Source organism: Aerococcus sp. UMB1112A (assembly GCF_030230715.1).
Lineage (GTDB): Bacteria > Bacillota > Bacilli > Lactobacillales > Aerococcaceae > Aerococcus.
This window is the reverse complement of sequence record NZ_JASPDS010000001.1, coordinates 103,670-128,411: the sequence shown is the minus strand read 5'-3', so window position 1 is coordinate 128,411 and position 24,742 is coordinate 103,670. Positions and strand designations below refer to the sequence as shown.

Sequence of the window (24,742 nt, the reverse complement as noted above, 5' to 3'; positions counted from 1 at the left end):
AATCAAAATGAAAATAGTTGCAGTAACAGCCTGTATCGCCGGTTTAGCACATACCTATATGGCAAAAGCCAATCTAGAAAAATTTGCAGAAGCAGCAGGTCATCAGATTAAGGTTGAAACACAAGGTGCGATGGGTCTCGAAAACAAAATCTCAGCAGAAGAAGTTACTGAAGCTGATGTTGTCATTTTCTCTGTCGATACCAATGTAACAGAACGTGATCGATTTGAAGGAAAAGAGATACTAGAAGTATCAACTAAAGAAACAATTCGTGATGGCGAAGCAGTTATAAAGAAAGCTGAAGAACTTATAAAATAGGAGGAAAAGATCATGGCAGATCGAAAGTTTGGAAAGGATATCGTTAAGCACTTTCAAAGTGGTGTATCTTATATTATTCCTTTAGTAACCGCAGCTGGTTTATTAACTTCATTAGCTGTTATCTTTGGTGGGCAAGAAGTATGGGATCAAACTGATACTTTCTGGGGAGTCGTTCGACTTATTGGGCAGTCAGGTTTGCAATTCATTGTTCCAATGATTTCGGCATATATTGCATATAGTGTAGCTGATCGTCCTGGTTTAGCTCCAGGTTTCATTACAGGTATTGTGGCAAATGAAATGGGAACCGGTTTCCTTGGTGGGATGATTACGGGCCTGGCAGTTGGATATTTTGTTCAGTTACTTAAGAAAGTTAAAGTTCCAATGAATCTAGCTTCGCTTAAGTCAATTATCTTTATTCCATTTGTTGCAACAGCAGTTGTTGGTATCTTAATGTGGTATGTTGTAGGTCCACCAATTACAGCCCTGACTAATTTATTAACATCATGGTTAAATGGTATGCAGGGAACAAATGCTGTAATATTATCAGCACTGTTAGGAGCTATGATGGCTGTAGATATGGGTGGCCCAATTAATAAGATTGCCTATGCTTTTGGTACAGCAGCATTTACATCAGGGTCGTATGTAGCAAGTACAGCCATGTTAATCGGTATAGGCTTACCTAATTTTGGGATGTGGCTAGCTACTGTACTAAATAAAAAATTATATACAGAAGCCGAACGAGATAATGGTAAGTCTGCTTTAATCATGGGGATTATCGGTATTACTGAAGGAACGATTCCTTTTGCAGTTGCTGATCCAACGCGAGTTATTCCAAGTATTGTTGTCGGAACGGCGGTAGGTGCAGGATTGAACGGTTTCTTTGGTGGAACACACCAAACGATGATGTCTACTTTTATGGCAATCCCATTCGTAGATAACATGATTACGTATGTTATTTCTATTTTGATTGGTGGTTTAGTAACAGCTTTGATGGTTAATTTCTTAAAGAGCAGAAAGAAAGAGAAAATTGAAGAGTAGAGTAAGTAGATAGTAGCAACGATATTAAAAAGCTGATTGGCATTTTAGATTATCTTCGCCTGCAAGGCTCAAGTGATGAAAGAGATGTCAATTGGCTTTTTTGAGTAAATTCTTACATTATTAGGAATTAGGAGTTAAATCGTACTATTCAGGGGTGAATAAACAATTATAGATCTTCTTGTGTTAATATAATTTTAAAAAATAACACTAAAGGAGAAATATTATGGATTATCCCAAAAAAGAATTAGCTATGTTATCAATTACAGCTCTAACTAGCTTGTATTTAACAAATACAGAAAGTGTTCACGCAAGTGAAACTATCACTCCAGCTTTTTCTTTATCTACCACAAATTCTATCTCATCAACATTAGAAATACCTTACCAAATTATTTATCATGAAGATGCTAGTTTAGAAAAAGGACAAGAAGTTGTTATTGTTCAGGGAGTCCTAGGTCTAAAAGACGAATTAGGACGTATTATTAAGTCACCAATTAATAAGGTGGTTATTTTAGGTACAAAAGAAACGAAACAGCCTATTGATGATGCTAATATAATTAATCCACCGGTAAATAATGATCCAAAAGGTAAAGATGATACGCCAACGTCACCAGTGAACAATGATCCAAAAGGTAAAGATGATACGCTAACGTCACCAGTGAACAATGATCCAAAAGGTAAAGATGATACGCCAACGTCACCAGTGAACAATGATCCAAAAGTTAAAGATGATACGCCAACGTCACCAGTGAACAATGATCCAAAAGGTAAAGATGATACGCCAACGTCACCAGTGAACAATGATCCAAAAGGTAAAGATGATACGCCAACGCCACCAGTAAACAATGTTCCAAAGCGTAAAGATGATACGCCAACGCCACTAGTAAATAATAATCCAAAGCGTAAAGATGATACGCCAATGCCATCAGTAAACAATATTTCTACACCAGTAGGTAAGACTGACAAAATTAGTACAAGACTTATTCAGAGAAAAACTTCTGTGTCTCCTTCAATTACATTAAAAGTGGATTCTAGTAATTCAGATAAAAAACAAGTAATGAAGCAATCAAATCAAGAGAAAGCTAATGCTAAAGCACTCGCTACTAGTGTAAGTTCAAATTTACAAAAATTACCTCTAACCGGAGCTTCAATTCCAGAATTCATGAATTCATTGGGAATCCTACTTAGTTCAGTGGGCATATCGTTTCTTTTTAAGGCACCTAAAAAATAAATAATGGAGGAAGCCATGTTAGGATTAAATAATTTGAAAGAAAAACAGTCAAGACAATATAATCAATGTTTTCGGTACTGTATTAAAAAATTATCAATTGGTGTAGTTTCATGTGCAGTAGCGTCTTGTTTCGCTATGAACTCTATTGATTCAGTTCAAGCTGAAGGTATAGATGATATTAACATGTCTGAAAGTAAGGAAGATAAGGCGAACCTTCGTACAGAAAGTTTTAATAAGGCAACGGTTGTGTCATCAATAGAGAGTGAAAATTCTAAACTAGCAATTAACTCATTTTTAAATAAAAGTGAGGATGATCCCACTGTTGGCGAATCACTTGGGAAGTCATATGAAGATAAAAAAGAATCTGAAAGAGAAAGAAAAACAGAGAATCTAGAAAATACAAATTATATTCAGAATGAAGAACTTAATATCCCAGAAATTTCTATTCAATGGGAAGATAATAGCGATCCTTTAGCCGTTGCTAAAGACATTCAAAAACAATTAGATCAGTCTATTAATCCCTATCTACAAAATTTATATTCTAAAGATGAATTAAATAAAATAAGATCAGAATTTAATATTAATGAAGATTCTGGTGAACGCCGAATATACCTAGATTACAAAGATGGAAGAAAAGAATTTATTCCTTTTAGTGTTAGAATTAATCGAAATCAGACAAAAACAATGGCTGATCAATTTGATCTTACAATTCCTGCAACAGTTATTGAAATGGATAGTTTGACAGATGTTGTTGGAACACATAATAAGATTGTTAATTATGCTTTTGACTTCATTCGAAAAAATAAGAAGAAGAAAGAAGGCAAACTAATTAGTGAGATTCTTAATGAAGAAGCTCTTACAATTTCTGCACAAGCTTCAGGTAAGAATACAGTTAAAGTTAATTTTATTGACGGTTCAAGCAAGGAATTAACATTTGAAGCAATTCTAGCAGTTTTGGATAGTGATGGTGACGGATTGCCAGATTATCTTGAAGAGCACTATAGGACTAATAAATTTAAAATTGATACAGATGATGATCAGCTGACTGATTTTATTGAAATCTCTCGTACTTTTACGAATCCTTTGCTCGCTGACACGGATGGAAATGGTGTTCCCGACGCAAGTGAAGATAGTGATAAAGATGGTTTAACAAATATTGAAGAAGTAGAAACTTATCAGACGAATCCAGGTTTTGACGATAGTGACTACGATGGCTTAAAAGATGGTGAAGAAGTTAAAATTCATCATACTGATCCTTTTAAAGTAGACACCGATGGAGATGGAGCTAGTGATGGGTGGGAAGTTAAGCATGGGGCCAATCCTACGACATTTGATCACTTATTGAAAGTTTCAGAAAGTTTCAAAGATGATAGAGGCGTGACAGTTACAGTAACAAGTAAACTACCGGGTCAAAAAGCTGAAAAATTAAAAATCAACAAAGTTAATAATTTACTACTTCCTGAAACTCTACCGGGGTTAATGTCAAATCCGGTTAGCGTTAACATGGTAACGCCTAAAGATTTTGCCAATATTAAATTTGAATTTGAACTAGATATTCAAAAAAATGAAGACGGAAGTTATGTTACTCCTACTATCTATTCCTTTAATGAAAGTTTACAAAGCTTAGAAGAAGTGAATACTAGATTTAGTCTTTATCCAAATAAAAACGGAAAACTAGAAGCAGTTGCTAAATTACTTAAACCATCTACTTACTTACTGGCAGATAAAACACAAGTACATCTAGATAAACAATATATTTGGGATGATGTTAATTTCTTAAAAGATAATCCCAATATTATTTTTACTATTGATACATCCAAAAGTATGGATTGGAATGATAAAAATAATGATAGATATAAATTTATAAATGAACTAGTTACTTCTATCCAAAATGATAAAGCCATAAAAAATGGAATAGGAGTTGTTACTTTTGATGATACTGCTGAAATAAAAGTAGATATGAATCTTCCCACTTCAAGAGTTATTAGTTTTTTAAATGAAAATAAGACCAACAATGGAGGTACAGAACTTATTGAAGGCTTACAGATTTCACTTAATCAATTTGAATATCTTAAATCAAATCAGCATAGTGAAAACAGAAGTATAATTCTTTTAACAGATGGAGTGGCTAAGATTTCTGATAATTCCAAGATTATAGATTTGGCTAAAGAAAAAGCTGTTAAAATTTATGTAATTGCACTAGCTAATGTTGATAAATATAATGATATCCTTAGAGATATTGCACATAAGACAGGAGGACTTTTCTTCTATGCTACAGATATTTCAGATTTGAATATTTTAGGAGAACAATTAAAATATAATAGCAAAGACAGCAATCGAGATGGAATTAGCGATAATATTATTCGGGCTATTATAAAAAATAAATCTAAGTCTAAGGCATCTTTGGTACGTACTGGACTTAATGTCTATGAGGAATTTTTTAAAGATTTTGTAGAAAAGAATATAGAGAAGCAAAATCCTACAGATGAAGAGATACTAGACTATTTGATAAATGATCTGCCTAAAGATATGGATAAAGATGGATTACTAAATGGAGAAGAATTAATTACTGTAAATGATGAAACAGGTAGTCATTTAAAAGTAGATTTTGATCCAAATTCATTAGATAGTGACATGGATGGGGTTATTGATTCTAATGATGAAGAACCATTATACTGGAATATAGGAGATAGAGATTTAGCGATAATGGCTCAATTAGCTTATCTTAGTAAAAATGAGTATGAAAATTTAAAAAAATTAAATTTAACAGGTCTAGAAAAAAATTACAAGGTATAAATTTTAAAACAGAATCGTCCGGGTCTGATGTAGGAATTTTAGAAAAATTTGACACTGAGTTTAAAGAGTATCCATCTGAATATATTGTAGGTGTAGCTGATAATAAAGATCAAATACCCGAACCAGTATCTTCGATATTCCATTCCAATATTATTGCATTTAAAAATAATGAGTCAAATAATAATGAAAATTCAACAATAATATTATCTTATAGAGGGACGAGTGAGGAGGATTTGTTCAAAAAAGGATATGAATTACTCCTTATTAATTATCCAATAATAAATGGTAATCATCCTTATGTGGCCAGCGCGATTTCTTTTGCTCTTGAGCAAATAAAAGGATTTAAGAATATTTATGTAGTGGGGCACTCCTTAGGGGGATTCTTAGCAGAAGCTGTTGCAAAAGAACTATATAAAAAAGGGAATAGTGCAACTAGTTTGGTAACGTTTGATAACCCAGGTTTAGCAAATCATTTAACAAAATCGTTAGATACAGAGAATGATTCAGAAGAAAATAAAAATAATATTACTGAGCATTTAAAAAATTATGATGTTAAATTAAGTGAATTTATATCATTTGGGAAAGAGAAAGATTATAAATCATATAAGATAAATGGGCCATTTAATAATTTTTTATATTCAATAGGTGTTCATCCTTCTAATTTAATAGCAAAAGATAGACATAATAAGGCCGTTGATTCTAATGAACATAGTATGTCCCACTTTTTCTACTATTTAGAACAAGGCGAAAGAAAACATCAATAATGATGAAGAGAGTTTAATGGAAATCGTTAAATATTGCTTTAACCGCCTATGAATTCAATAAAATATTTATTGCATATGTCGATTATAAAAGGTTTCAAAGTTTCGTTGAAAAGAGACCACCTTTTATAAGAACTAAGAGTTATATCTACTCTTATTCATACTGCTTTACGATTATAGTTTGTCCCATTTAAGGACTTTTGCCTCCCACATTTATAGCATATACTTTGAAGTCAAAACAACCAACAAGAGGTTCTGCTAGTGTTGAATCAAGAAAACAAACTTGTCGATTGTAGATGATCAACTAAATTTCCGACCATAACCAAGAAAAATCCACAGAAAAAGCGATCCCATCCCTCTACCCAGCAATAGCTGGGTAGAGGGATGGGATCGCTTTTTTATAAAGCTCGGTCAGCAGCTCCTAGACTCGAAAGCGCACATAGGCCCGGTCATCAAAGGACGCGGATTGCCCCTGGCCTCTGGTCGCAATGTGCTGGTCAATCAAGTGGGGGTCGGCGGCCAAGAGCTCTTGGAGCTTGTTTTCGCTAGCTTCTAGGCTCGGTGCGAGCTCGGGGTAGCCGTTGCTGGCGAGGACAATCTCGACACTGTCCTTCCTGCCTACTGGGATAATCTGGATGAGGTCTGCCGGTATGGGATCGCCGTTGAGGATGGCGTAGCCATAAGGACTGTCGCTTTGGTTGGCGAATTCACTGGCCCGCACCAGCCAGGGCAGGATTTGCAGGCGGGCGCTGTCTTCTTGGTCGAAGTAAATAGCGGGCTTCTTTTGATCAATCCGCATTTCGGTGTAGGCGATGAGGCGGCGCATGTGGGCGAGAACCTGGTCAGCGGGGCGAGCTTTTTGGTAGAGCTGGCCATCAACCAGAGCTTGGCAGTCGCCGATCAGCCAGATTTCCTGGCGGTTTCGGCTATAGATGACGGCCACAGCTTGGAGGCCAACTGCTTTCAGTTTCGGGTCAATTGCTTTGGCGGCATAGTAGTCCCGGATGCTGAGGTTGACTTCCTGGATGAACTACGAGTAGCTAGCCCTGGGGTGGAGGTCCGCTAAGACTTGCTGAATCATTTGTGCAGCCAGCTTACCTGGGCGCTGGCCGTCGAAGCAGATTGAGCTCTTCGCTGATTCGCCGTCAATCACGGCGATAAAGTCCTCGGAGGTGTAGATGATATCCTCACAAGACCGAGGGCCATCCTTACCTTGGAGAAATTGTTCAATAATCTGCATACCATCACTCACACTTCTTGCCTTGGCTACGGAAGTCCGCCATAAAGTTGGGCCAGTCCGTGATAAAGGCATTAGTGCCGTGGCCAAGCATGGCTCTCCAAACCTCATAGCCAGTTTCACCTAGAAGGGCTTCTTGGTCACTGTAGTCCAGGTAGAGGTGGGGCTGCTTGCCTAGTTTCTCCGAGTTGACGGTGAGAATATAGCCCTTCTCGAGGAGGTCCTGGCGCCAAGCGGAATCCATTAGATCATTCGTTTGGCCCTTAACAATCAGTTCAAAGCCGACCAGGTGGATGCTGTCATACTTGACCACTTCTTCCACCTGCGCCTGACTGTGGATAATGGCCATATAGTTCAGGGGCAGGTTGACCTGGTTGAGGGCCTGGAGGGGGCCTTCCTCCACCTGTGACTTAAAGAGGAGTTGGTCCGCCTTGCCTGAATTCCTGATGATGTCAATAAAGGCTTCATCCCCAAAATAAGCCCAGGCCCGGTCAATATTGACCAGGTAATTTGCCGGTAGCCAGTCTAGGAAGTCGGCCAGGCGTTCGGGATAGAAGCCCGATGGGTCGCCAGTGGAATTGGTATATTCCAGTTGGTCAATCAGACTAGAGGGCAGTTCGGAGAAGTCCTTGCCCAGAATACCGAGCAGGCTGGCCTCATTCTCATTATGGAAGAGATAGTAGACCCCGTCGCTGGACCGGCAGACATCGACTTCCACCACGTCCGCTCCGGTTCGCTTGGCAAGGACTGCCGCCTGCCGGGTGTTCTGGATAACATTCCCGCCCCAGAAGCCGCGGTGGGCCATGATGAGGAAGTCAGTTCCTTGTAAACGGTCTGTAAATTTATTCAGTGGTGCTTGTTTCATCTTATTTCTTGCCTCCAAGTGTCCGATTGGCTCCCCGCCCGTAGACGAAGTAGATTACTAGGGTATTAATCACCATTAAGAGTACTGAGTATACCAAGTTGATAGCTTTGGCGTCAATGGTCGACGAGGGGTCGGAGTTGGCCCGGATAATTATCCCGAGGGTTTCGCTCCCTGGCTGGAAGAGGAAGGCTGACATATTGTATTCAGCCAGATTGCTGTTGAAGTTCAAGGCAATCAAGGCCAGGGCTGTTGGCATGAGAGCCGGCAGGATGACCTTCCAGAAGGACCGCATGCTGGAAGCCCCTAAGATTTTAGAAGCATCTTCGAGGTTGGAGTCAAAAGAATAATAGGCACTCTTTAGATAACGCATGGTATTGGGCAGGAGAATAACCATGTAAGCGATGGGAAGAATCCACTGCGACCCGATGACGGATTGGCCGATGAGTAGGGGGTGGGGCCGGTCATAGGTTAGGATATAGCCCAGGGCAATCATGATGGTAGGGAAGAGCCAGGGAATGTAATAGGTGTATTCCATAGCTGTTCGGAAGATGCCACTCTTCTTCTGCATAATCCAGCGCACCAGGAGGAGCATTAGAAGTACGGACCCAACCGCCGCAAAGGCAGAGAAGGCTGCTGAACGCAGGAGGGGCTCATAGGTAGCGGGATTGGTGATGATCTTACTGTAGTGCTCCAGGGTGAAGCCTGAGAGTGACAGCTTAGAAGCTGCAATCGAAGCTGTATCCATAAAGGAGAAGAGGATCACAAAGACGATAGGCAAGGTATAAATCACAAAGAGGGCCCAAGAGACAATATGGACAATTAGATTAGCCGTCGGATTATTAATCTTTTGCTTGACTAACTTTCCCTTGGTCTTTGAAATCGAGAGATAGTTACCCTTGCGCTCGTTGGCTGTAATAACAAAGAGTAAGAGTATTTGTGCAGCCCCGAGGATAATGGAAAGCAAGGCAGCAATATCACGTGATGCTGGCCGTCCGGAGAAGGTTAGAATCATGGGCGCAATGGTCTGGAAATCTTTGCCTCCAACCATTAAGGGCGCTGAGAAGGCACCCAGACCAGTGGCGAAGGTCATGACAATCAAGGTCAGAAAAGTAGGCTTAAAAGTAGGTAGCACAACTTTCTTTAGGATAGACCATTGACTGTCTCCCAAGTTTTTGGCGGCATCAATGGTATTGTTATCCAAGCTGCGTACAGCATTGCTCAAGAAGAGCATGTGGTTAGAGGTACAGGCAAAGGTCATCACCAGGGGGACCGCTGGAAAACCCGTGAACCAGGCTGTATTCATATTAGGAAAGAAATTGTTCAGAAACTTAGTAATGACACCTTCTTGGCCATAGAGGTAGAGCCAACCATTGGCTACAATCAATCCGCTAAAGACTAGAGTCGACATAAAGCCGACTTTAAGAATTTTTGACCCTTTAATATCGAAGTATTCGGTGACTAAGACGATAAAGGTGCCGACGATATTTACTGTGAAGGTCAAGACAACTGCCAAGAGGAAAGAGTTGCCCACGGACTTGAGAGCCCGCTCGGAATCCAAAATCTTATCAATCGCTGTAAAAGAGAAGCTACCGTCTTGGACAAAGGTCTGTAAAAAGACGCCAACCAGCGGATAGACTAAGAAGGTAATGGCGAACCAAATTAAAAAGACAATAAAGATAATCTTGAAGAGATTGAGGTCATTGGATTGTTTCTTGAATAATTTGTCCATCTTAGACCACCTCATAGCTTAGAATGTCTTCCGGATGAATGAGTAAAGTCACCGTATCGCCAATGCCAAATCTAGAATTCCGGTCTTCTTTATTAATCACCTCAAGCAAGTCGCTACCGTTGACATCAACAAAGAGGCTGCTGAAAGATCCCTTGTAGCCGACACGTTGGACGGTTCCGGTCACTTTAGCTGTATTGCCTTCATCGACACTGTAGAAGCGGATCTTTTCGGGACGGATGTAATGGCGCAGCTTGGGATCAAGCTGGGCTGGAATCTGCTCATTAATGCTCTGGACTAAGCCATCGTTTAATAAGTTCGATTCACCAATAAAGTCGCAGACGAATTCAGTTGCTGAATGGTTGTAAATTTCTTCAGGGGTACCGATTTGTTCGATAAAACCTTTATTAAAGACGGCAATATGGTCAGAAAGTTCGAGCGCTTCTTCCTGGTCGTGGGTCACATAGATAGCAGTCATGCCCGTTTCGCGTTGGATACGTTTGAGCTCCACCCGCAATTGCTTTCTGAGCTTAGCATCCAGGTTGGACAAGGGTTCGTCAAAGAGAACGACATCTGGACGCATGGCCAGGGCACGAGCAATGGCGACCCGCTGTTGCTGGCCCCCAGATAATTCAGATACGTTTTTTTCTAATTGTTCGGGCGTCATGTCCACGAGTGCAGCGAGTTCCATGACCCGTTTTTTGATGTCTTCTTTGCTGACTTTCTTTACTTCCATCCCATAAGCGATGTTGTCGTAGACACTCATGGTAGGGAAGAGAGCGTAAGATTGGAAGACCATGCCTAGTTCACGCTTTTCAACTGGTACATGGGTCAGGTCACGATCATTGAGGACGATCTTCCCTTTAGAAGGAAATTGGAAGCCCGCAATCGCTCGGAGGGTGGTCGTCTTCCCGCAGCCAGATGGCCCGAGCAGGGTAAAGAATTCGCCATCCTGAATCTCTAAGTTGACCCCATCAATAGCAACAAAGTCACCGTATTTTACTTGTAAATCTTCGACTAATAACATATTTTTTCTCCTTTAAATAAATGACAGGGGAAAAATGGCTTTCCCCTGTGGCATTATGTTATGGTAAGATGTCTAATTCGACTTTTTCAATCCAGGCGTCGATGTTTTCGTTGATGAAGTCCCAATCGACACGCTTAGCTGTGGTTTGTTCCATTAATTCTTTCATACGGTCAGAGGCACCGTCTTGGGCCTTAGGGTTCACAGGCCAGGTCCCAAATTCCTTGGCCCATTCCCGTTGGATGTCAGCTGAACCAAACCAGTTGACAAATTTCTCAGCAGTCTCGTAGTTGTGGTCGTCGCCTTTGTTTACAATACCGATTTGTTCGGACATGGAGAAGACACCGCCTTCACTATTAATTGGTTGAGCTTTGAAGCCGTATTCTTCTTCAGCTGCTGGAATACCTGACGAATAGTAGTAAGAGATTGGCGTGGTCCCATCAGCGAATAGTTGGAGGGCTTCTTCTGACTCAGAAGGCATATAGCCGTTGTCGAACCATTGTTGAAGGGTATTCCAACCTTCTTCAGAGATGCCGAGTTCACCGTTTTCATCACGGTAATTGAAGAGGACGCTCATGGTTGCCTTTTGGTCGGTACCACCGCCAACGCCAGCAGGTACCCGGTATTTTTCCTTAAGGGCCTCGTCTTTAGCAGGTTCTTCCCAAGACTTAGGCAGGTCTGCTTCATCGATATGGTCTGGATTAGCGATCATAAAGATCCGTTGCTCAACCAATGGGGCATAGGCTTCCTTGTTTTGAAGCATTTCTTCAGGAATATCAGCTACCCAGTCTGCTGTGTAATTGTGGAGGATGCCCTCTTCGTCTAACTTCTTGAAGTAGCCTTCATCCATCCCAAAAGTGACGTCTGCTTGTGGGGCATTCTTCTCAGCCAAGAGCCGGTTATAGATATCACCGCCTCCTGCATCAACGAATTCAAGCTCCATACCTTCTTCGCTTGCTTTCTCTTTCAACCAGTCGCTACGGCCATCACTCAAGGAGTTGGAGTAGATAACGAGTTTAGAATCAGCTTCAGCAGCCCCCTCATTCGAAGAGGAAGCACTTGAACTTTCACCGCCGCCACCTGAACAAGCAGTTAACATAAGAGCTGAAGTTAACAGAACCCCAGCAGATTTAAGCCATTTTTTCATAAAATATAACCTCCAAAATAATCTTTAAATATGATCAGTTAACATCATACCTGAGGATTGTTTTTTTTTGTAAAAAAGATGTAAATTTTGTGTAAATTTTGCTGGCTCCAGACTATTTCTTATTTTAGATGTCAATAATTTATTTGAAGGACCCTATCCACAATAAAAAGCCTCATAGCGATTATCTGAAATCTTGATAGGAGGCTATGAGGCTAGGCCTTTTACAAGTAATCTGTTAAGAATGCTGCGACTTTTTAATCACTTTACTGTCTTCCCCCATCCAACTCAACCGTCACTGGTTCACCCAAGGAGGTCCGCTGGTCCCTTGCTATTCGACCGCTTTCTTCAGGTAGGGGGATCTTAAAGAGTTCCACTTGGATGGCGTCTTGCTTGATTAGGTCTTGGTAGGTCTCTTTGCTTCTGGCATCGCCTGAGAAGTCAAAGTTGGCTGCTTGGAAGTCGACTAGGCCGGGTGTGGCTGAGGCTTTCATTTCAGAAGCGCCTGTCAGGGTCAAGCGGCGGCCATCGGGGAGGATAAGGTCGGCTTCGATCATGGCGTCTTTAGCGTCTGCTTCAGGGATTTGAGCTTGGATTTGGGTTTTTAAGGGGTGGAGTTTGACGGCTTGGATGTTGACAGCGTCTTGCTTAGCTGGGGCGCCCTTATTGGGGTTAATATACCGGCTGCCCCCGTTTAAGTCTTCGGGGCGTCCGCTGAGGTCAAAGGCGGCGTCGTTCATGGAAATGACTTCCTTAGCATTCTTCATCAAGCCAGAAATCTGTAGGTAGATCTGGTTATTGGTCTGAAGCTCGACCGGTTCATCGAAGCTATAGGTCATGGTCGTTTGGTAGATGCCGTTATCCAACAAGCGCGCTGACCCAGCTGCTGAATTGATCCGGGTCGTTTTTCCATTAACGGCGATAGCCATGCCGACAAAGTCATAGAAATCTTGGGGAGATAAGGCTTCCGGCGATTCGACCAGGAAGGAAGCGGTCACGGAGTTCTCATCCAGAAGGGCATCTTCGAGCTTGACTTGGTGGTCGCCCATTTGGATGGTCTGTCCGACTGGGAAGGTCTTTTCATCCATGCCTCCGGCGCTGGCAGAGAGGGTAAAATGGGTGGTATCGATCAGCGACTTGACAGAAGCGGAGGCTTGCTGGCCCCAGGGGGTGAGGGTCAGTAAGGCGATGGCAAGCACTAGGCCTAGGATTAGGGGGCGTCGATAGGATTTGGTCTTTTCTTGGACGACAGAAGCCTGGAATTGAGCGTAGAGGCGGTCTTTTTGCTGGGTGGACAATTGTTCGTCGGGATAGTCCGATAAGTTCATCTTGGTCTGGTTGAGCAGTTGGTAGATCTTAGTCTTGTTCATGCTTTCTCTCTCCTTTTAATTTTTCGCGGCCGCGGTGGATACGCTGGTAGAGGGCATTGGGGCTCAGCTGGTGGGCCTGGGCCACTTCCTTGACGTCCTGCCCCTCGTAGAAGAGGGCGAGGAAGATGGCTTGGTCCTCCTCAGACAGGGACGAAATTAAATGCTCGAGGTCTTCTCTAAGGATCAACTGGTCGAGAATTTGCCTGTCCCCAGATTCATAGTGGTCGTCATAGGTCTCCTGCTGGGCAATGCGCCGGTTATCACGGACCAGATTCAAGGCCTTGTAGCGGGCGATGACGCCAATCCAGTTCTTGAAGGATGACTTCTTGGCGTCATAGGCAGCAATATGGTCCCAAATCGCTAAGAGGGTGTCGTTAAAACATTCTTCGTGGTAGGCCTCATAACCCTGGGCGTGGCGCTTAATGATCGCCATCAAAAGCCCGCCGTACTGGTCAATCACAGCGCGGATGCCGCTTTCCCTGCGGTGCTTAATCTGTTGGATAGTCCAAAAATCATTTAACATGGCCTGTCCTCCTTTCACTATGAATACACCAGCTAAGGGGCAATTCTTACACAAAATCGGAATTTTTTTGGATTTTTTGTCGACGAGGGAGCTAGCAGTGATGAACAAGTCTTAGGTCCACTATAACCTGTCCCAGCTCTTTTTGCATTCGTTATTATTGAGCAAATTTGCGTCGAAAGTGAGCATGGGAGGGGCTGATAAGTTTTGAAAAGCATCCTGAAGCTTGACCTAACAAGCTTTTAGAAAAATAGCGGAGTTTCTGCTTGTAGATTTAAATTTAGTTTGTAAGGTAATTCCCTTACGCGCACGCGCGCCTTTAATTTATTTTAATTCATTTTGTCAATTCGTTATTTGTAAACTTAGTAATTAGTATTTTGTTAGTTAGTACTTAGTAGTAGGCGATTTCCATCTACTAGCTTTTCTAGAACATGGAAAGTAAGAGAGAAGCTTTCCATGTTCTAGCTTTTCTCTCCCTAAACGCGACAAGCTTGTCACATTTAAATTCAAGCTAGGGAACATATAGAAAAAATTCTTTTTATGGGAAGAAGCAGATTGATTTATCTGCTTCAAACATCTAGGACCAGTAGTGATGCAAATTGAACAGCTTGCTTATTTGATAGATACCCCAATTAAAGAAAGCAAAGGAATTGTTTTTCAGCATAGCCTCTGTTAGACTAGGGTTTATCTTTAAGCCATAATAAATAAAGGAGGAAAAGTGATGCCATTAGAAATAAGACCTTACCAAGCGTCAGATTTTGATGCGGTTAAGGCCATGATCCAAGAAACCTGGTATCCTGATGTGACGACAGAAGACCCTGCTTTAGCCGCTCGCTTGGCTGATATTGATGCTAAGATGCGTTTGGAGATGGGAACTTTTGCCTTGGTGGCGGACTTTGATGGTGAGAGCCTGGGGATCTTTATCGGGGATGTCCAAGGGGCGGACAAGCTTCAAGCTCCGCTTGATTGGGAGGCCTATCTAGAAGAATTAGAGATTCAGGATAAGACCGTTCTCCAGGTGCTTGACCGTGAGCGTGAAGCTAATGCTTGCCTGGACCGCGGCCACCAAGAGGCCTACCAAGGCGTTCTCCAATTGTTTATCTTGAGCGCTCGGTCCCGGGGCAAAGGGATTGGTGGCAAGCTCTGGCGGGCAGGTTTGGAGGCCTTCCGCGATTACGGGGTGGATGACTTTATCCTCCACACGGATAGCGATTGCGATGTTAGCTTCTATGACTACAAGGGCTTAGTGGCTGATGAGCCTTTTAGCTTCGATGACAAGGACGCCTTCCAATACTTCCTCTACCACGGCAAGACTCGTTAAGTGACCCAGGGCGCATATGACACGCAGTCTAGCCTGTGTTATGATAGCATTGCCTGAAAGAATGAAGGAGGAGGCTGATCATGGTGAAGCAATTTTCTTCGCAAGTGATTCGGAAGGGGGACCGTCAAGCGATTCCTTTGAGTCAGCGGGCCTTAGACCTGTCAGATTTAGAAGTGGGCGACCAGGTTAATCTAACCATTGAGAAGGAATCGATTTTAGTGACCAAGAAAAAAAGCCCCCTCAAAGAAAAAATTCGCGCCTTTTACCAGGCTGGGGGGACTTATGAGGAAGGCCTGATCGATTACGGAGAAACTGCAGGTGAAGAATGGTAAAACAATTCGATATTGCGGTAATTGACCTCGATCCCGCCAGAGGCCATGAAAAAGGCAAGACACGTCCGGTTCTAATTGTCAGCAATGAAATGATGACGGAGAGTGCCGGCTTCGTCTGGGCCATGCCGATCACCGAGCGGGATGCTAAGTATCCCATGGACCTGAAGCTAAAAACCGAGAAAAATGCGGTCCAGGGAATTATCGATACGGTTCAAATCCGCTGCCTCGATTATGACAACCGCAATGGACGCGTGGTCGATCATTTGGTGGAGGACTTGCACCAGGATGTCCTGGATACCATTATGGCGCATATTGATCCTGATTGATATTAGAGAAGTTGAAGACTGGTCTTTTTGGGACCAGTCTTTTTTGTGCTAAAGAATTATTTTCAAATCAAAAAGCCTCTTACCGGCAAGTAAGAGGCTGATATTTTTAGCATTTATTCTAAGCTTTTAACATAGGCGTCGACTGCGATGAGGGCATCCGCGATATCTTCTGGTGTGAAATCCCCGACCATTTCGTGGATGGTTTCGCCGTCTTGGAGGGCGAGTTCACCGACTTTAACTAGGTCTTCATAGGATGTTTGGTCAAGTTTGAGTTCGGCAAGTGTGGTCGGAAGACCGACTGCTTGGTAGAAGTGGATGAAGCGGTCGATGATGGCCTTGTCAGCTTGTTCAAGGAAGAGTTGGGTGAGGGTGCCATAGACGACTTTTTCACCGTGTTGCATGTGGTGGATGTCCCCGCTGAGGGCGGTAAAGCCATTATGGATAGCGTGAGCAGCTGCTAATCCGCAACTTTCAAAGCCTAAGCCACTGAGTAAAGTATTAGCTTCAATGACGGCTTCCACAGCTAGGGTAACGCGCTGTTCTTTAACAGCAGATAGGGCAAGCTCGCCGTATTCAAAGAGGGTTTCCTGGCATTTTTCGGCGATGGCCTGGCCCGCTAAGCTAGCTTTTCCGCCTGCCATGGTTTTACCTTGGGCTTTGATAACAGATAAACCTTCCACACAGGTCGCCATAGCATCGCCGATTCCGGCCGCAAAGAGGCGAGCGGGAGCTTGGACGACAACGCTGCTGTCTACTAAGACGAGGTCAGGGTTTTTGTCATAGAAGCGGTAGCCTTCAAAGACCCCCTCATCACTGTAGATAACTGAAAGAGCAGAAGTTGGCGCATCGCTAGAAGCTAGGGTAGGCACAACGATAACAGCAATTTTAGCATTATCGCCGATTGCCTTGGCTGAATCGATGGTTTTCCCTCCACCTAAGCCAATCACGGCGTCGCAGGCTTTTTCTGTGGCGATTTCTGAGACACGGTCAATTTCGTTGACTGAGGCTTCACCGTTGAAGGGCACATGCTCCACTTCTAAGCCTTGGTTATTGAGGAAGTTATGGAACGATTCCCCGACAATTTCCCAAACGGTGTCATCACAGAGCAGGAGAGGGCGTTTAGTTAAGGCTTTGATGTAGTCAATTCCTGTTTTCAAGGCACCTTTCCCTTGAACATAACGTGATGGGCTCGCAAATACTCGATTCATATGAACTCCTCCTTGACATATGTTAATTATTTCACATGTTTATTTTAACACTTTTCGTGGAAATGATGAAGGAAAAAGACTAGAGAATTTCATAATGGGACCAATAATAGATAAATATAAAGGAAATGGTTACCATACGCCTAGCATGCTATAATAATTAAAAATTAAAAGCGATGGGAAAAGGACGCTCAGCTTAATCACAGATAGGATGACCTGTTATCTCTGACCAAGGCTGAGCGTCTTTTTATAGTTTGATTAGGGGTAGTTTCTTACAATTATTTCCTAGTCGCAGCCATCCATCGCCAATCAATAGAAATGAGAGACATCATGTTTTTGATGATTGACAATTACGATTCCTTTGTTTACAATTTAGCCGCCTACTTTAGGGAATTGGACGCTGACTTGGAGATCTTATCTGCCGCTGACTTGGAAGAGAGGAGAGCTGAGCTTGATCTGACGGCTTATGAGGGCCTTATCATTTCCCCTGGTCCCAAACGTCCTGAAGATGCGACAGTTTCACCTGACCTCTTCCAGCTAGCCCAGGGCAAACTGCCTATCTTAGGGATTTGTCTCGGCCACCAGGTGATTGCCTATGCTAGCGGGGCCCAGGTTGTTCGCGCGCCTCGTCCCCAAGGGGTAAAAGATAATTTTGCTCGCAATTATTTTTTAAGTCGGAGACATGTTTAAAGACATAGGGAAATAGATTATGAATGATAAAGTTTCTATAGTGAATGATAATTCCAATGATGTTAGGTCCAATTCTATTCAGTTTTGACCGAAAGAAAATTTATAATTTCTGGTCTGATTATCCCCACAAGTTAACGGCAAAGGAGAAACAGCTATTTGATGATGAGTTCCCAGACTTGACGAAGATGAAATAGCTGAGCATTATCTACATAGGAAGCTGCCCAATTCTGATTACTTCAATAACTAATATTTTAGATTCATTTGAACAGGTTGAGGACTTAGATCTACTAGCTATTGAAAGTGATGTTCATAAGCTTATTAGAAAGCTAACAGAAAGCAATGATGGCTTATTTCTATTAGAAAAGTGGCAGTTGGATGAATTGCTTGGCGAACGGTCTAACGAAGCTTGGAAGCTACTAACTGACATGCCCCTTGAGAAAGATGATTTCAATATTTATGTAGCTTTAGATCATGATGAGAGGGACCATTATGACCGTTGTCATCTAGAAGGCAAAATAAAAAGCACCTAATTTACTAGGTGCCAACTTACTCATTTAGCAGTGGGGATAGATAGATTCAACAATTTTAGGCTTTAATTCGAAGGTTTAAAGCTCATTTATACGCCCAGAGGGAATCGAACCCCCATCTCAAGAACCGGAATCTTACGTGATATCCATTACACTATGGGCGCAAAAATTAACAACAAAATTATTATACAATTTTTCCTTGGAAAATGCAAATCTTTTTTAGGACTTTTTGCTTGACCATTGTTGACCAACCGTGTATGATAGAATTAAACAATGTATAGGGAGGTAGTTTTAATTTATGAATTTAATTCCTACAGTAATCGAACAATCTTCGCGTGGTGAACGTGCTTATGATATTTATTCTCGCCTATTAAAGGACCGTATTATTATGATGTCTGGGGGAGTAGATGACAATATGGCGAACTCAATTATCGCCCAATTGCTCTTCCTGGATGCCCAAGATCCTGAAAAGGATATCTACATCTATGTCAACTCACCAGGTGGTTCTGTCACAGCTGGCCTTGCCATCTATGATACCATGAACTTTGTGAATGCAGATGTGGTAACTATTGTGACTGGTCTTGCGGCTTCTATGGGTTCTGTGATTGCCATGGCTGGTGAGAAGGGCAAGCGTTATGCCTTACCTAACTCTGAAATCTTGATCCACCAACCTTTAGGCGGGGTCCAAGGACAAGCCACTGAGATTGAAATCACTGCCCGTCATATCTTGAAGACCAAGAAGAACTTGAACCGGATTATTTCCGAAGCAACTGGTCAAGACATTGAAGTGGTTGAAAAGGATACCGACCGTGATAATTGGATGTCTGCTGAAGAAGCCAAGGAATATGGGATCATCGACCATATTATGACCTCCAATTCAGAATTACAAAAATAGTCGCTTGAGTCAAGCTGTGCGAACTGAGATTTTCTTGCACAACTTAACAAGTGAGACTAGCTATAGACTGGAGTTTTTCCAGTCTTTTTTTTACAAATAATCATGCTCAAATCATCACAAATAGCACTCTCAGTCAAAAAACAAGCGCTTTTAAACAGACTTATCTAATGATTAAAAGCGCTTTCTCTAGTATAATAAGAATGTACGAGGCAGGTGGCAGAATGGATGAAGAAATTTATGCGGGCTATGACCTGCAGGGCGGCGATGAGTGGTTAGAATTCCACACCCACCGCCAGCTGGAGATCTACCAGTTTATTGCTGGTTGCTGCTATTTTCAGATTGGCAGCCAGTTTTATGAGCTGGAGCCAGGGGATATTTTACTGATTGATGGCATGCGCCTCCACAAGGCTTTTGTCAAAGATGAGGGGGAGGTCTACCGACGCCATGTGGTGCATTTCACCCGGGAGTCGATCCAGCCCCTCTTGGCCAGCTTAGACGCTAGCCAGCTCCTGGAGCTCTTCAAGGAGGGCCAGGGGAGTCTCTACCGGATGACCAAGTCTTCGGACAAGGAAATTGTGGCTGAGAAGATGCGAGCTCTGGCGGAACTCACCCAGCTGGATTCCTCCTATGCCTTCCATGAGCAGCAGGTCAAGCTACAGATTGTGGACCTCTTGATGACCTTGGACCGGATGGACCACCAGTCGATTGTGGAAGTGAGTGCCCGCCAAGAAGAGCCCTTGCTCAGGGTCCAGGAGATTGCCTACTATTTGACCCAGCACTACCAAGAGAAGTTAGACTTGGATAAAATTGCAAGCGGTGTCAACCTGAGTAAGTCCTATGTCTCTCACTTGTTCCGTGAGGTGACCGGGATGACGGTGATCAATTTCCTCATGAAGTACCGCCTCTTACAGGCTCGCTATCATCTGATGATGAGCGATGATTTATCCATCCAGGAGATTGCCTTGGCGAATGGTTTTGAGAGCAATGCCCATTTTTCGCGTTATTTTAAGCAGAGTGTGGGCATGACCCCCAGCCAATTCCGCAAGGCTAACCGCTAAGTCGAAAAATATATTATAGAAGATAAATGAAGGAGATGTTATTATGGCAGACAAATTAAAATTCGCTATTATTGGTTTTGGGACACAGGGTTCAGCATACGGACGCTTTATTGATGAAGGCATGGTGCCTAGCATTGATTTAGTCGCTGTTTGTGATATTGATGAGGAACGTACTAAATTAGCTAAAGAACTCTACCCACAAGTAGAAACTTATTCTGACTACAAAGAATTAATCGATTCCGGCAAGGTGGAAGCAATTGTGACCACAGTGCCTCACTACCTCCACCCTGAAATGGCTATTTATGCCTTGAGCAAGGGCGTTCACGTCTTGAACGAAAAGCCTGCTGGGGTTTACACCAAACAAGTGAAGGAATTAAATGAATACGCTAAGACCGCAGATGCGACTTATGCGATTATGTTCAACCAACGGAATAATCCGCTCTACCAAAAGATTAAAGCGATTGTTGACTCTGGTGATTTAGGAAACCTTCGTCGTTCGAACTGGATCATTACCACTTGGTGGCGGCCACAAGCTTACTATAACCAAAGCGACTGGCGGGCAACTTGGGGCGGTGAAGGCGGCGGCGTCTTAGTGAACCAAGCCCCTCACCAATTAGACTTGATTCAATGGATTGCTGGTGTCCCTGAATCAGTTTATGCCATGGTTCAAGAAGGTTACCAACGCGAAATTGTCGTTGAAGACCAAGTCCATGCCATGCTCCGCTATGCTAATGGGGCAACAGGGGTCTTTGTGACTTCTACCAATGAAATCGCGGGCTCAGATCGCTTAGAACTTTACTTCGACAAGGGTAAAATTGTCGTTGATGACTCCCAAAAAGCAACGGTTTACCGCTTGAAGGAAACTGAACAAGAAATTAACAAGGAATTCGACGCCGCTAAGGTGAAGAGCATGATGGCTGGGGAAGATGTCTTCGGCGACCTCTTTGAAGCCGTTGATACCATTGAAGAAGACAATGTCTGGGGTGCCCAACACTCAGGCGTTATGGAAAACTTTGCCCAACATATCTTACACGGTAAGGACTTAATTGCACCAGGGGCAGAAGGAATCAATGGCGTGCGTCTGGCCAATGCTATCCAAATGTCAGGCTGGACAGGCGAAGAAGTGTCGATTAAGAACTTCGATGATGAAAAATTCCTTGGCATGTTGAACGAACATATCGCTGAAGAAGGTAAATTCGAACAACGCCAATAAGAAAGGAAGCTAGACATGCTTAAGGTTGGAGTTGTCGGATTAGGAACGGTGTCCGTGGTCCACTTGAGAGCGATCGAGAATGCCCAGGCAGCTGAGTTAACAGCTGTCTGTGACCTCGACGAAAGCCTAAAAACTCAAGCGGAAGGGGCTCGTTTCTATACCGACCTAGATAAGATGCTTGACCAGGAAGATTTGGATGTGGTCCACATCTGCTTGCCCCACTACCTCCACGATGAGGCAGCGCTCAAATGTTTAAAGGCAGGGGTTCATGTCTTCCTTGAGAAACCGGTAACAATTGACGCCGAGCGGACACGCGAACTACTGGCAGCCCAGGAGAGCTTAGACAATAATGCGAAGTTAGCTATCTGCTTTCAAAATCGCTTAAATGCGACAGTTCAAGAACTCAAGCGTATTCTAACAGAAGATGATACCTCGCCAGTGATTGCGGTTAAAGGGATTGTCGCCTGGTACCGGCCAGAAGACTATTACATCATGAAGCCTTGGCGGGGACGGGAAGCTGAAGCAGGGGCTGGGACCATTATCAACCAGTCCATCCATACCCTGGACCTCATGCATTATGTGACCGATACGGACTGGCTAGCTTGTCGAGGCATGCTGGGTAATCTAATGGAATATGATATCGAAGTGGAAGATTCAGCAATGGCTAATTACAAACTAAGCGATGGTAGCCACGGCTTCTTTGCGGCGACCAATGCCTATTACGGCAACGATTCGATTGAATTACAAGTTGTGACCCAAAAGACCCGCTATACCATTAAAGACGACAAGCTCTTCGATGACCAAATGAATTGCCTGGCTGAAAACGAAAGCTTGCCAGGGACTAAGATCTACTACGGACCTAGCCACCAGCGCTGCATCGAAAACTTCTACCAGGCCATTATTGACGGCACAGACAACTATTGCCAACTGTCCGATGCCTTAACCACTATGGAAATGATCGATGCTATGAAAGCATCATCGAAGACCAAGCAAACCATCTATAAGGGGGATATTTAAATGAGTAAAATTGGCGTTCAAGCAATGATGTTAAAGGACAAGTTTGAGGAATTAGGAGCCTATGAAACCCTGAAAAAAGTTTCAGAACTCGGCTATTCAGCGGTTGAAATTTCTCAAATTCCGATGACAGAAGAGAATGTCCAAGAAATCAAACGAGCTAAGGAAGATTTCGGGATGGAAATTGCTTCCTTATCTTGTAACGTGATCGATGAAGGGGTACCAGGCGGGAACGATGCCTTGGATACTAAATTCGATAAGATTGTTAAGGACTGCAAGACCTTAGATGTGGACTTGCTCCGGATAGGCATGCTGCCCTTTAAGAATATGAAGAATAAGGAAACTGCCTTGGAATTCTGCCGGGAAGCGAATAAGTATGCTAAGCAGTTAAAAGAAGAAGGCATCCGTCTCTTCTACCACAACCACCATGTGGAATTCCGCCGCTATGAAGGCAAGTTCCTCTTGGATATCATTGCCGAAGAGTGTCCAGACCTCGACTTCGAATTCGACTTGCACTGGGTCCAACGGGGTGGGGCTAGTCCGATTTCAATCTTAGAACAATACGCGGACCGGACCGACCTTGTCCATATTAAAGACTACCGAATCGGTGAGATTCCGGACGAAGCTTTTGAAGCTCTCGAAGCTGAAGATGTAGAAACCTTCTATAACTACTTCACCAATATTGTCGAATTTGCGGAAATTGGCCAAGGCTCTATGGACTACAAGGCGATTATCGACAAGGCGGTAGAATTAAATATTTCTTACCTCTTAGTTGAACAAGACATGCTTTACGGTCGCGATCCTTTCGACTGCTTGGCCGATTCACGGGATGCTCTTTATGAGTTAGGCTTCAAAGACTTGTTCTAAGATCTAACAGACGCAATGAAAGAATGATGAAGGAGGAATAACTTTGGGCGCAAATGATGGGATGAATTATGCACCAAAAGGAAAGGTTAATCATGTGGTTGAAGCTGGCGAATTCCAGGTTGGAGTGACGGCTCTTGACCACGGCCATATCAATGGGATGACCAATGGCTTAATCGAAGCAGGGGCCACGATTAAATACGTTTACGATCCGGACCCTGAGAAGGTCGCTGAATATCGGGAGACCTTCCCGGATGTGGAAGTGGCTGATTCCTTAGAACAAATTCTAGAGGATCCAGAGATCAAGATGGTAGCTGCAGCAGCTGTGCCTAATCTGAGAAGTGCCTTGGGTAACCGTGTCATGAAGGCTGGTAAGGATTACTTCACTGATAAGACTGGTTTTACGAGCCTAGACCAATTGGCAGAAACTCGCCGCGTACAGAAGGAAACAGGGCGTCGCTACTTTGTTTACTTCTCTGAACGTTTGCACGTCGAAGCCGCTGTCCTAGCGGGCCAACTGATTGAAGAAGGACGGATCGGCAAGGTCATCCAAGTAACGGGCTTTGGCCCTCATCGTTTGGACAAGGAAAAACGTCCGGACTGGTTCTTCAATAAAGAAGAATACGGCGGTATCTTAGCCGATATCGGCTCCCACCAAATTGAGCAATTCCTCTATTATACCGGTAATGAGGATGCGGAAGTGATCGCTTCTAAAGTGGCTAACTACGACAATCCAGATGTGCCTGAATTAGAAGACTATGGCGACGCGACCCTAGTCGGGGATAACGGCGCGACCTTCTTCTTCAAGGTGGACTGGTTCACACCAGATGGCTTGCCGACTTGGGGCGACGGCCGGACCTTTATCACCGGGACCAAGGGCACCATTGAATTGCGCAAGTACTTAGATGTAGGGCGCGAAGACAGCCTGGACCATGTTTACCTGGTGACAGAAGAGGGTGTTGAACACCGCCAAGTGACCGGCGAGATTGGTTTCCCTTTCTTTGGCCAAATGATTCTAGACTGCCTAAACGGGACTGAAGAAGCCATGACTCAAGAACATATCTTCAAGGCTCAAGAGCTCTGCTTACTTGCCCAGGAAAAGGCCCAAGTCATCCAAAGCAAAATATAAATTTGATAGCTTGGACTAATTATGTCCAAGCTATTTTATTTTTTTGCCCCATATTTAGCGTGGATTTACATACTTTTTACAAATTTTTGCCAAAGTTTTTAAGCTGATAACTTGCACTTTGGACGGAAGCTTGCTATACTAAC

At 43.2% G+C, this 24,742-nt stretch carries 25 protein-coding genes and 1 tRNA gene; 16 read left to right on the top strand and 10 right to left on the bottom strand.

What is annotated here, in order from left to right:
- The first annotated feature begins 7 nt into the window (after nt 1–7).
- From QP860_RS00640 to QP860_RS00620, 5 genes are all read left to right on the top strand, one after another.
- On the top strand, nt 8–316 hold the full coding sequence (locus QP860_RS00640) for a PTS fructose transporter subunit IIB (RefSeq protein ID WP_070617383.1): 309 nt from the start codon (nt 8–10) through the stop codon (nt 314–316).
- A gap of 12 nt (nt 317–328) precedes the next feature.
- On the top strand, nt 329–1,354 hold the full coding sequence (locus tag QP860_RS00635) for a PTS fructose transporter subunit IIC (RefSeq protein ID WP_070617386.1): 1,026 nt from the start codon (nt 329–331) through the stop codon (nt 1,352–1,354).
- 223 nt (nt 1,355–1,577) lie between these two features.
- Nucleotides 1,578–2,582 carry a G5 domain-containing protein gene (locus QP860_RS00630; RefSeq protein ID WP_284912025.1) on the top strand — a complete coding sequence of 335 codons (1,005 nt, stop codon included), beginning with the start codon at nt 1,578–1,580 and terminating at the stop codon, nt 2,580–2,582.
- Nucleotides 2,583–2,597: 15 nt separating this feature from the next.
- The gene (locus tag QP860_RS00625; RefSeq protein ID WP_284912024.1) at nt 2,598–5,378 is read left to right on the top strand and encodes a vWA domain-containing protein; all 2,781 of its coding nucleotides are present in this window, start codon (nt 2,598–2,600) and stop codon (nt 5,376–5,378) included.
- A 233-nt stretch (nt 5,379–5,611) separates the two neighbouring features.
- Nucleotides 5,612–6,142: a PGAP1-like alpha/beta domain-containing protein gene (locus tag QP860_RS00620; protein WP_070619775.1), complete on the top strand. Its 531-nt coding sequence runs from the start codon at nt 5,612–5,614 to the stop codon at nt 6,140–6,142.
- A gap of 418 nt (nt 6,143–6,560) precedes the next feature.
- Here QP860_RS00620 and QP860_RS00615 read toward each other — a convergent pair whose 3' ends face one another.
- The 8 genes from QP860_RS00615 to QP860_RS00580 form a co-directional block, all read right to left on the bottom strand.
- Entirely contained in the window at nt 6,561–7,082 is a 522-nt protein-coding gene (locus QP860_RS00615) for a hypothetical protein (protein ID WP_284912023.1), read from the bottom strand.
- 87 nt (nt 7,083–7,169) lie between these two features.
- Nucleotides 7,170–7,379, bottom strand: a complete 210-nt coding sequence (locus QP860_RS00610) for a hypothetical protein (protein ID WP_284912022.1) — start codon at nt 7,377–7,379, stop codon at nt 7,170–7,172.
- A 4-nt stretch (nt 7,380–7,383) separates the two neighbouring features.
- A complete protein-coding gene (locus QP860_RS00605; RefSeq protein WP_070619770.1) occupies nt 7,384–8,241 on the bottom strand; it encodes a glycerophosphodiester phosphodiesterase family protein in 858 nt (285 codons plus the stop codon).
- Between the two features lies 1 nt (nt 8,242).
- Nucleotides 8,243–9,970 (bottom strand): ABC transporter permease, encoded by a 1,728-nt coding sequence (locus QP860_RS00600; RefSeq protein WP_284912021.1) that lies wholly within the window; start codon nt 9,968–9,970, stop codon nt 8,243–8,245.
- Between the two features lies 1 nt (nt 9,971).
- Nucleotides 9,972–10,994, bottom strand: coding sequence for an ABC transporter ATP-binding protein (locus QP860_RS00595; protein WP_070619764.1), 1,023 nt, complete (start codon nt 10,992–10,994; stop codon nt 9,972–9,974).
- Nucleotides 10,995–11,052: 58 nt separating this feature from the next.
- On the bottom strand, nt 11,053–12,138 hold the full coding sequence (locus tag QP860_RS00590) for an extracellular solute-binding protein (RefSeq protein ID WP_070619761.1): 1,086 nt from the start codon (nt 12,136–12,138) through the stop codon (nt 11,053–11,055).
- A gap of 263 nt (nt 12,139–12,401) precedes the next feature.
- Nucleotides 12,402–13,505: a hypothetical protein gene (locus tag QP860_RS00585; protein WP_284912020.1), complete on the bottom strand. Its 1,104-nt coding sequence runs from the start codon at nt 13,503–13,505 to the stop codon at nt 12,402–12,404.
- A complete protein-coding gene (locus QP860_RS00580) occupies nt 13,492–14,028 on the bottom strand; it encodes a sigma-70 family RNA polymerase sigma factor (RefSeq protein ID WP_070619754.1) in 537 nt (178 codons plus the stop codon). Before QP860_RS00580 ends, QP860_RS00585 begins: the two co-directional genes overlap by 14 nt.
- 718 nt (nt 14,029–14,746) lie before the next feature.
- On the opposite strand from QP860_RS00580, the gene QP860_RS00575 reads away from it, so the two are divergent.
- From QP860_RS00575 to QP860_RS00565, 3 genes are all read left to right on the top strand, one after another.
- Nucleotides 14,747–15,346, top strand: a complete 600-nt coding sequence (locus QP860_RS00575; RefSeq protein WP_070619751.1) for a GNAT family N-acetyltransferase — start codon at nt 14,747–14,749, stop codon at nt 15,344–15,346.
- 80 nt (nt 15,347–15,426) lie between these two features.
- Complete coding sequence (locus QP860_RS00570; protein WP_070619748.1) at nt 15,427–15,678, top strand: hypothetical protein; 252 nt, start codon at nt 15,427–15,429, stop codon at nt 15,676–15,678.
- A complete protein-coding gene (locus QP860_RS00565) occupies nt 15,672–16,004 on the top strand; it encodes a type II toxin-antitoxin system PemK/MazF family toxin (RefSeq protein ID WP_070619745.1) in 333 nt (110 codons plus the stop codon). Before QP860_RS00570 ends, QP860_RS00565 begins: the two co-directional genes overlap by 7 nt.
- A gap of 113 nt (nt 16,005–16,117) precedes the next feature.
- Here QP860_RS00565 and QP860_RS00560 read toward each other — a convergent pair whose 3' ends face one another.
- Nucleotides 16,118–17,212, bottom strand: a complete 1,095-nt coding sequence (locus QP860_RS00560) for a glycerol dehydrogenase (protein WP_070619742.1) — start codon at nt 17,210–17,212, stop codon at nt 16,118–16,120.
- A 327-nt stretch (nt 17,213–17,539) separates the two neighbouring features.
- On the opposite strand from QP860_RS00560, the gene QP860_RS00555 reads away from it, so the two are divergent.
- Nucleotides 17,540–17,899, top strand: coding sequence for a glutamine amidotransferase-related protein (locus QP860_RS00555; RefSeq protein WP_070619739.1), 360 nt, complete (start codon nt 17,540–17,542; stop codon nt 17,897–17,899).
- Between the two features lie 44 nt (nt 17,900–17,943).
- Complete coding sequence (locus QP860_RS10595; protein ID WP_502869639.1) at nt 17,944–18,093, top strand: DUF7675 family protein; 150 nt, start codon at nt 17,944–17,946, stop codon at nt 18,091–18,093.
- Nucleotides 18,094–18,518: 425 nt separating this feature from the next.
- Here the strand turns inward: QP860_RS10595 and QP860_RS00550 are convergent.
- Nucleotides 18,519–18,590, bottom strand: a tRNA-Arg gene (locus QP860_RS00550).
- 134 nt (nt 18,591–18,724) lie between these two features.
- Here QP860_RS00550 and clpP point away from each other — a divergent pair.
- The 6 genes from clpP (at nt 18,725) to QP860_RS00520 (ending at nt 24,599) form a co-directional block, all read left to right on the top strand.
- A complete protein-coding gene (gene clpP, locus QP860_RS00545; protein WP_067976413.1) occupies nt 18,725–19,321 on the top strand; it encodes an ATP-dependent Clp endopeptidase proteolytic subunit ClpP in 597 nt (198 codons plus the stop codon).
- A gap of 221 nt (nt 19,322–19,542) precedes the next feature.
- A complete protein-coding gene (locus QP860_RS00540; RefSeq protein WP_070619736.1) occupies nt 19,543–20,379 on the top strand; it encodes a helix-turn-helix transcriptional regulator in 837 nt (278 codons plus the stop codon).
- A 43-nt stretch (nt 20,380–20,422) separates the two neighbouring features.
- Nucleotides 20,423–21,592, top strand: coding sequence for a Gfo/Idh/MocA family protein (locus QP860_RS00535; protein WP_070619734.1), 1,170 nt, complete (start codon nt 20,423–20,425; stop codon nt 21,590–21,592).
- A 15-nt stretch (nt 21,593–21,607) separates the two neighbouring features.
- Complete coding sequence (locus tag QP860_RS00530) at nt 21,608–22,609, top strand: Gfo/Idh/MocA family protein (protein WP_070619731.1); 1,002 nt, start codon at nt 21,608–21,610, stop codon at nt 22,607–22,609.
- The gene (locus QP860_RS00525) at nt 22,610–23,473 is read left to right on the top strand and encodes a sugar phosphate isomerase/epimerase family protein (RefSeq protein ID WP_070619728.1); all 864 of its coding nucleotides are present in this window, start codon (nt 22,610–22,612) and stop codon (nt 23,471–23,473) included.
- Nucleotides 23,474–23,516: 43 nt separating this feature from the next.
- Nucleotides 23,517–24,599, top strand: a complete 1,083-nt coding sequence (locus QP860_RS00520) for a Gfo/Idh/MocA family protein (protein ID WP_210382810.1) — start codon at nt 23,517–23,519, stop codon at nt 24,597–24,599.
- Nucleotides 24,600–24,742 lie beyond the last annotated feature (143 nt).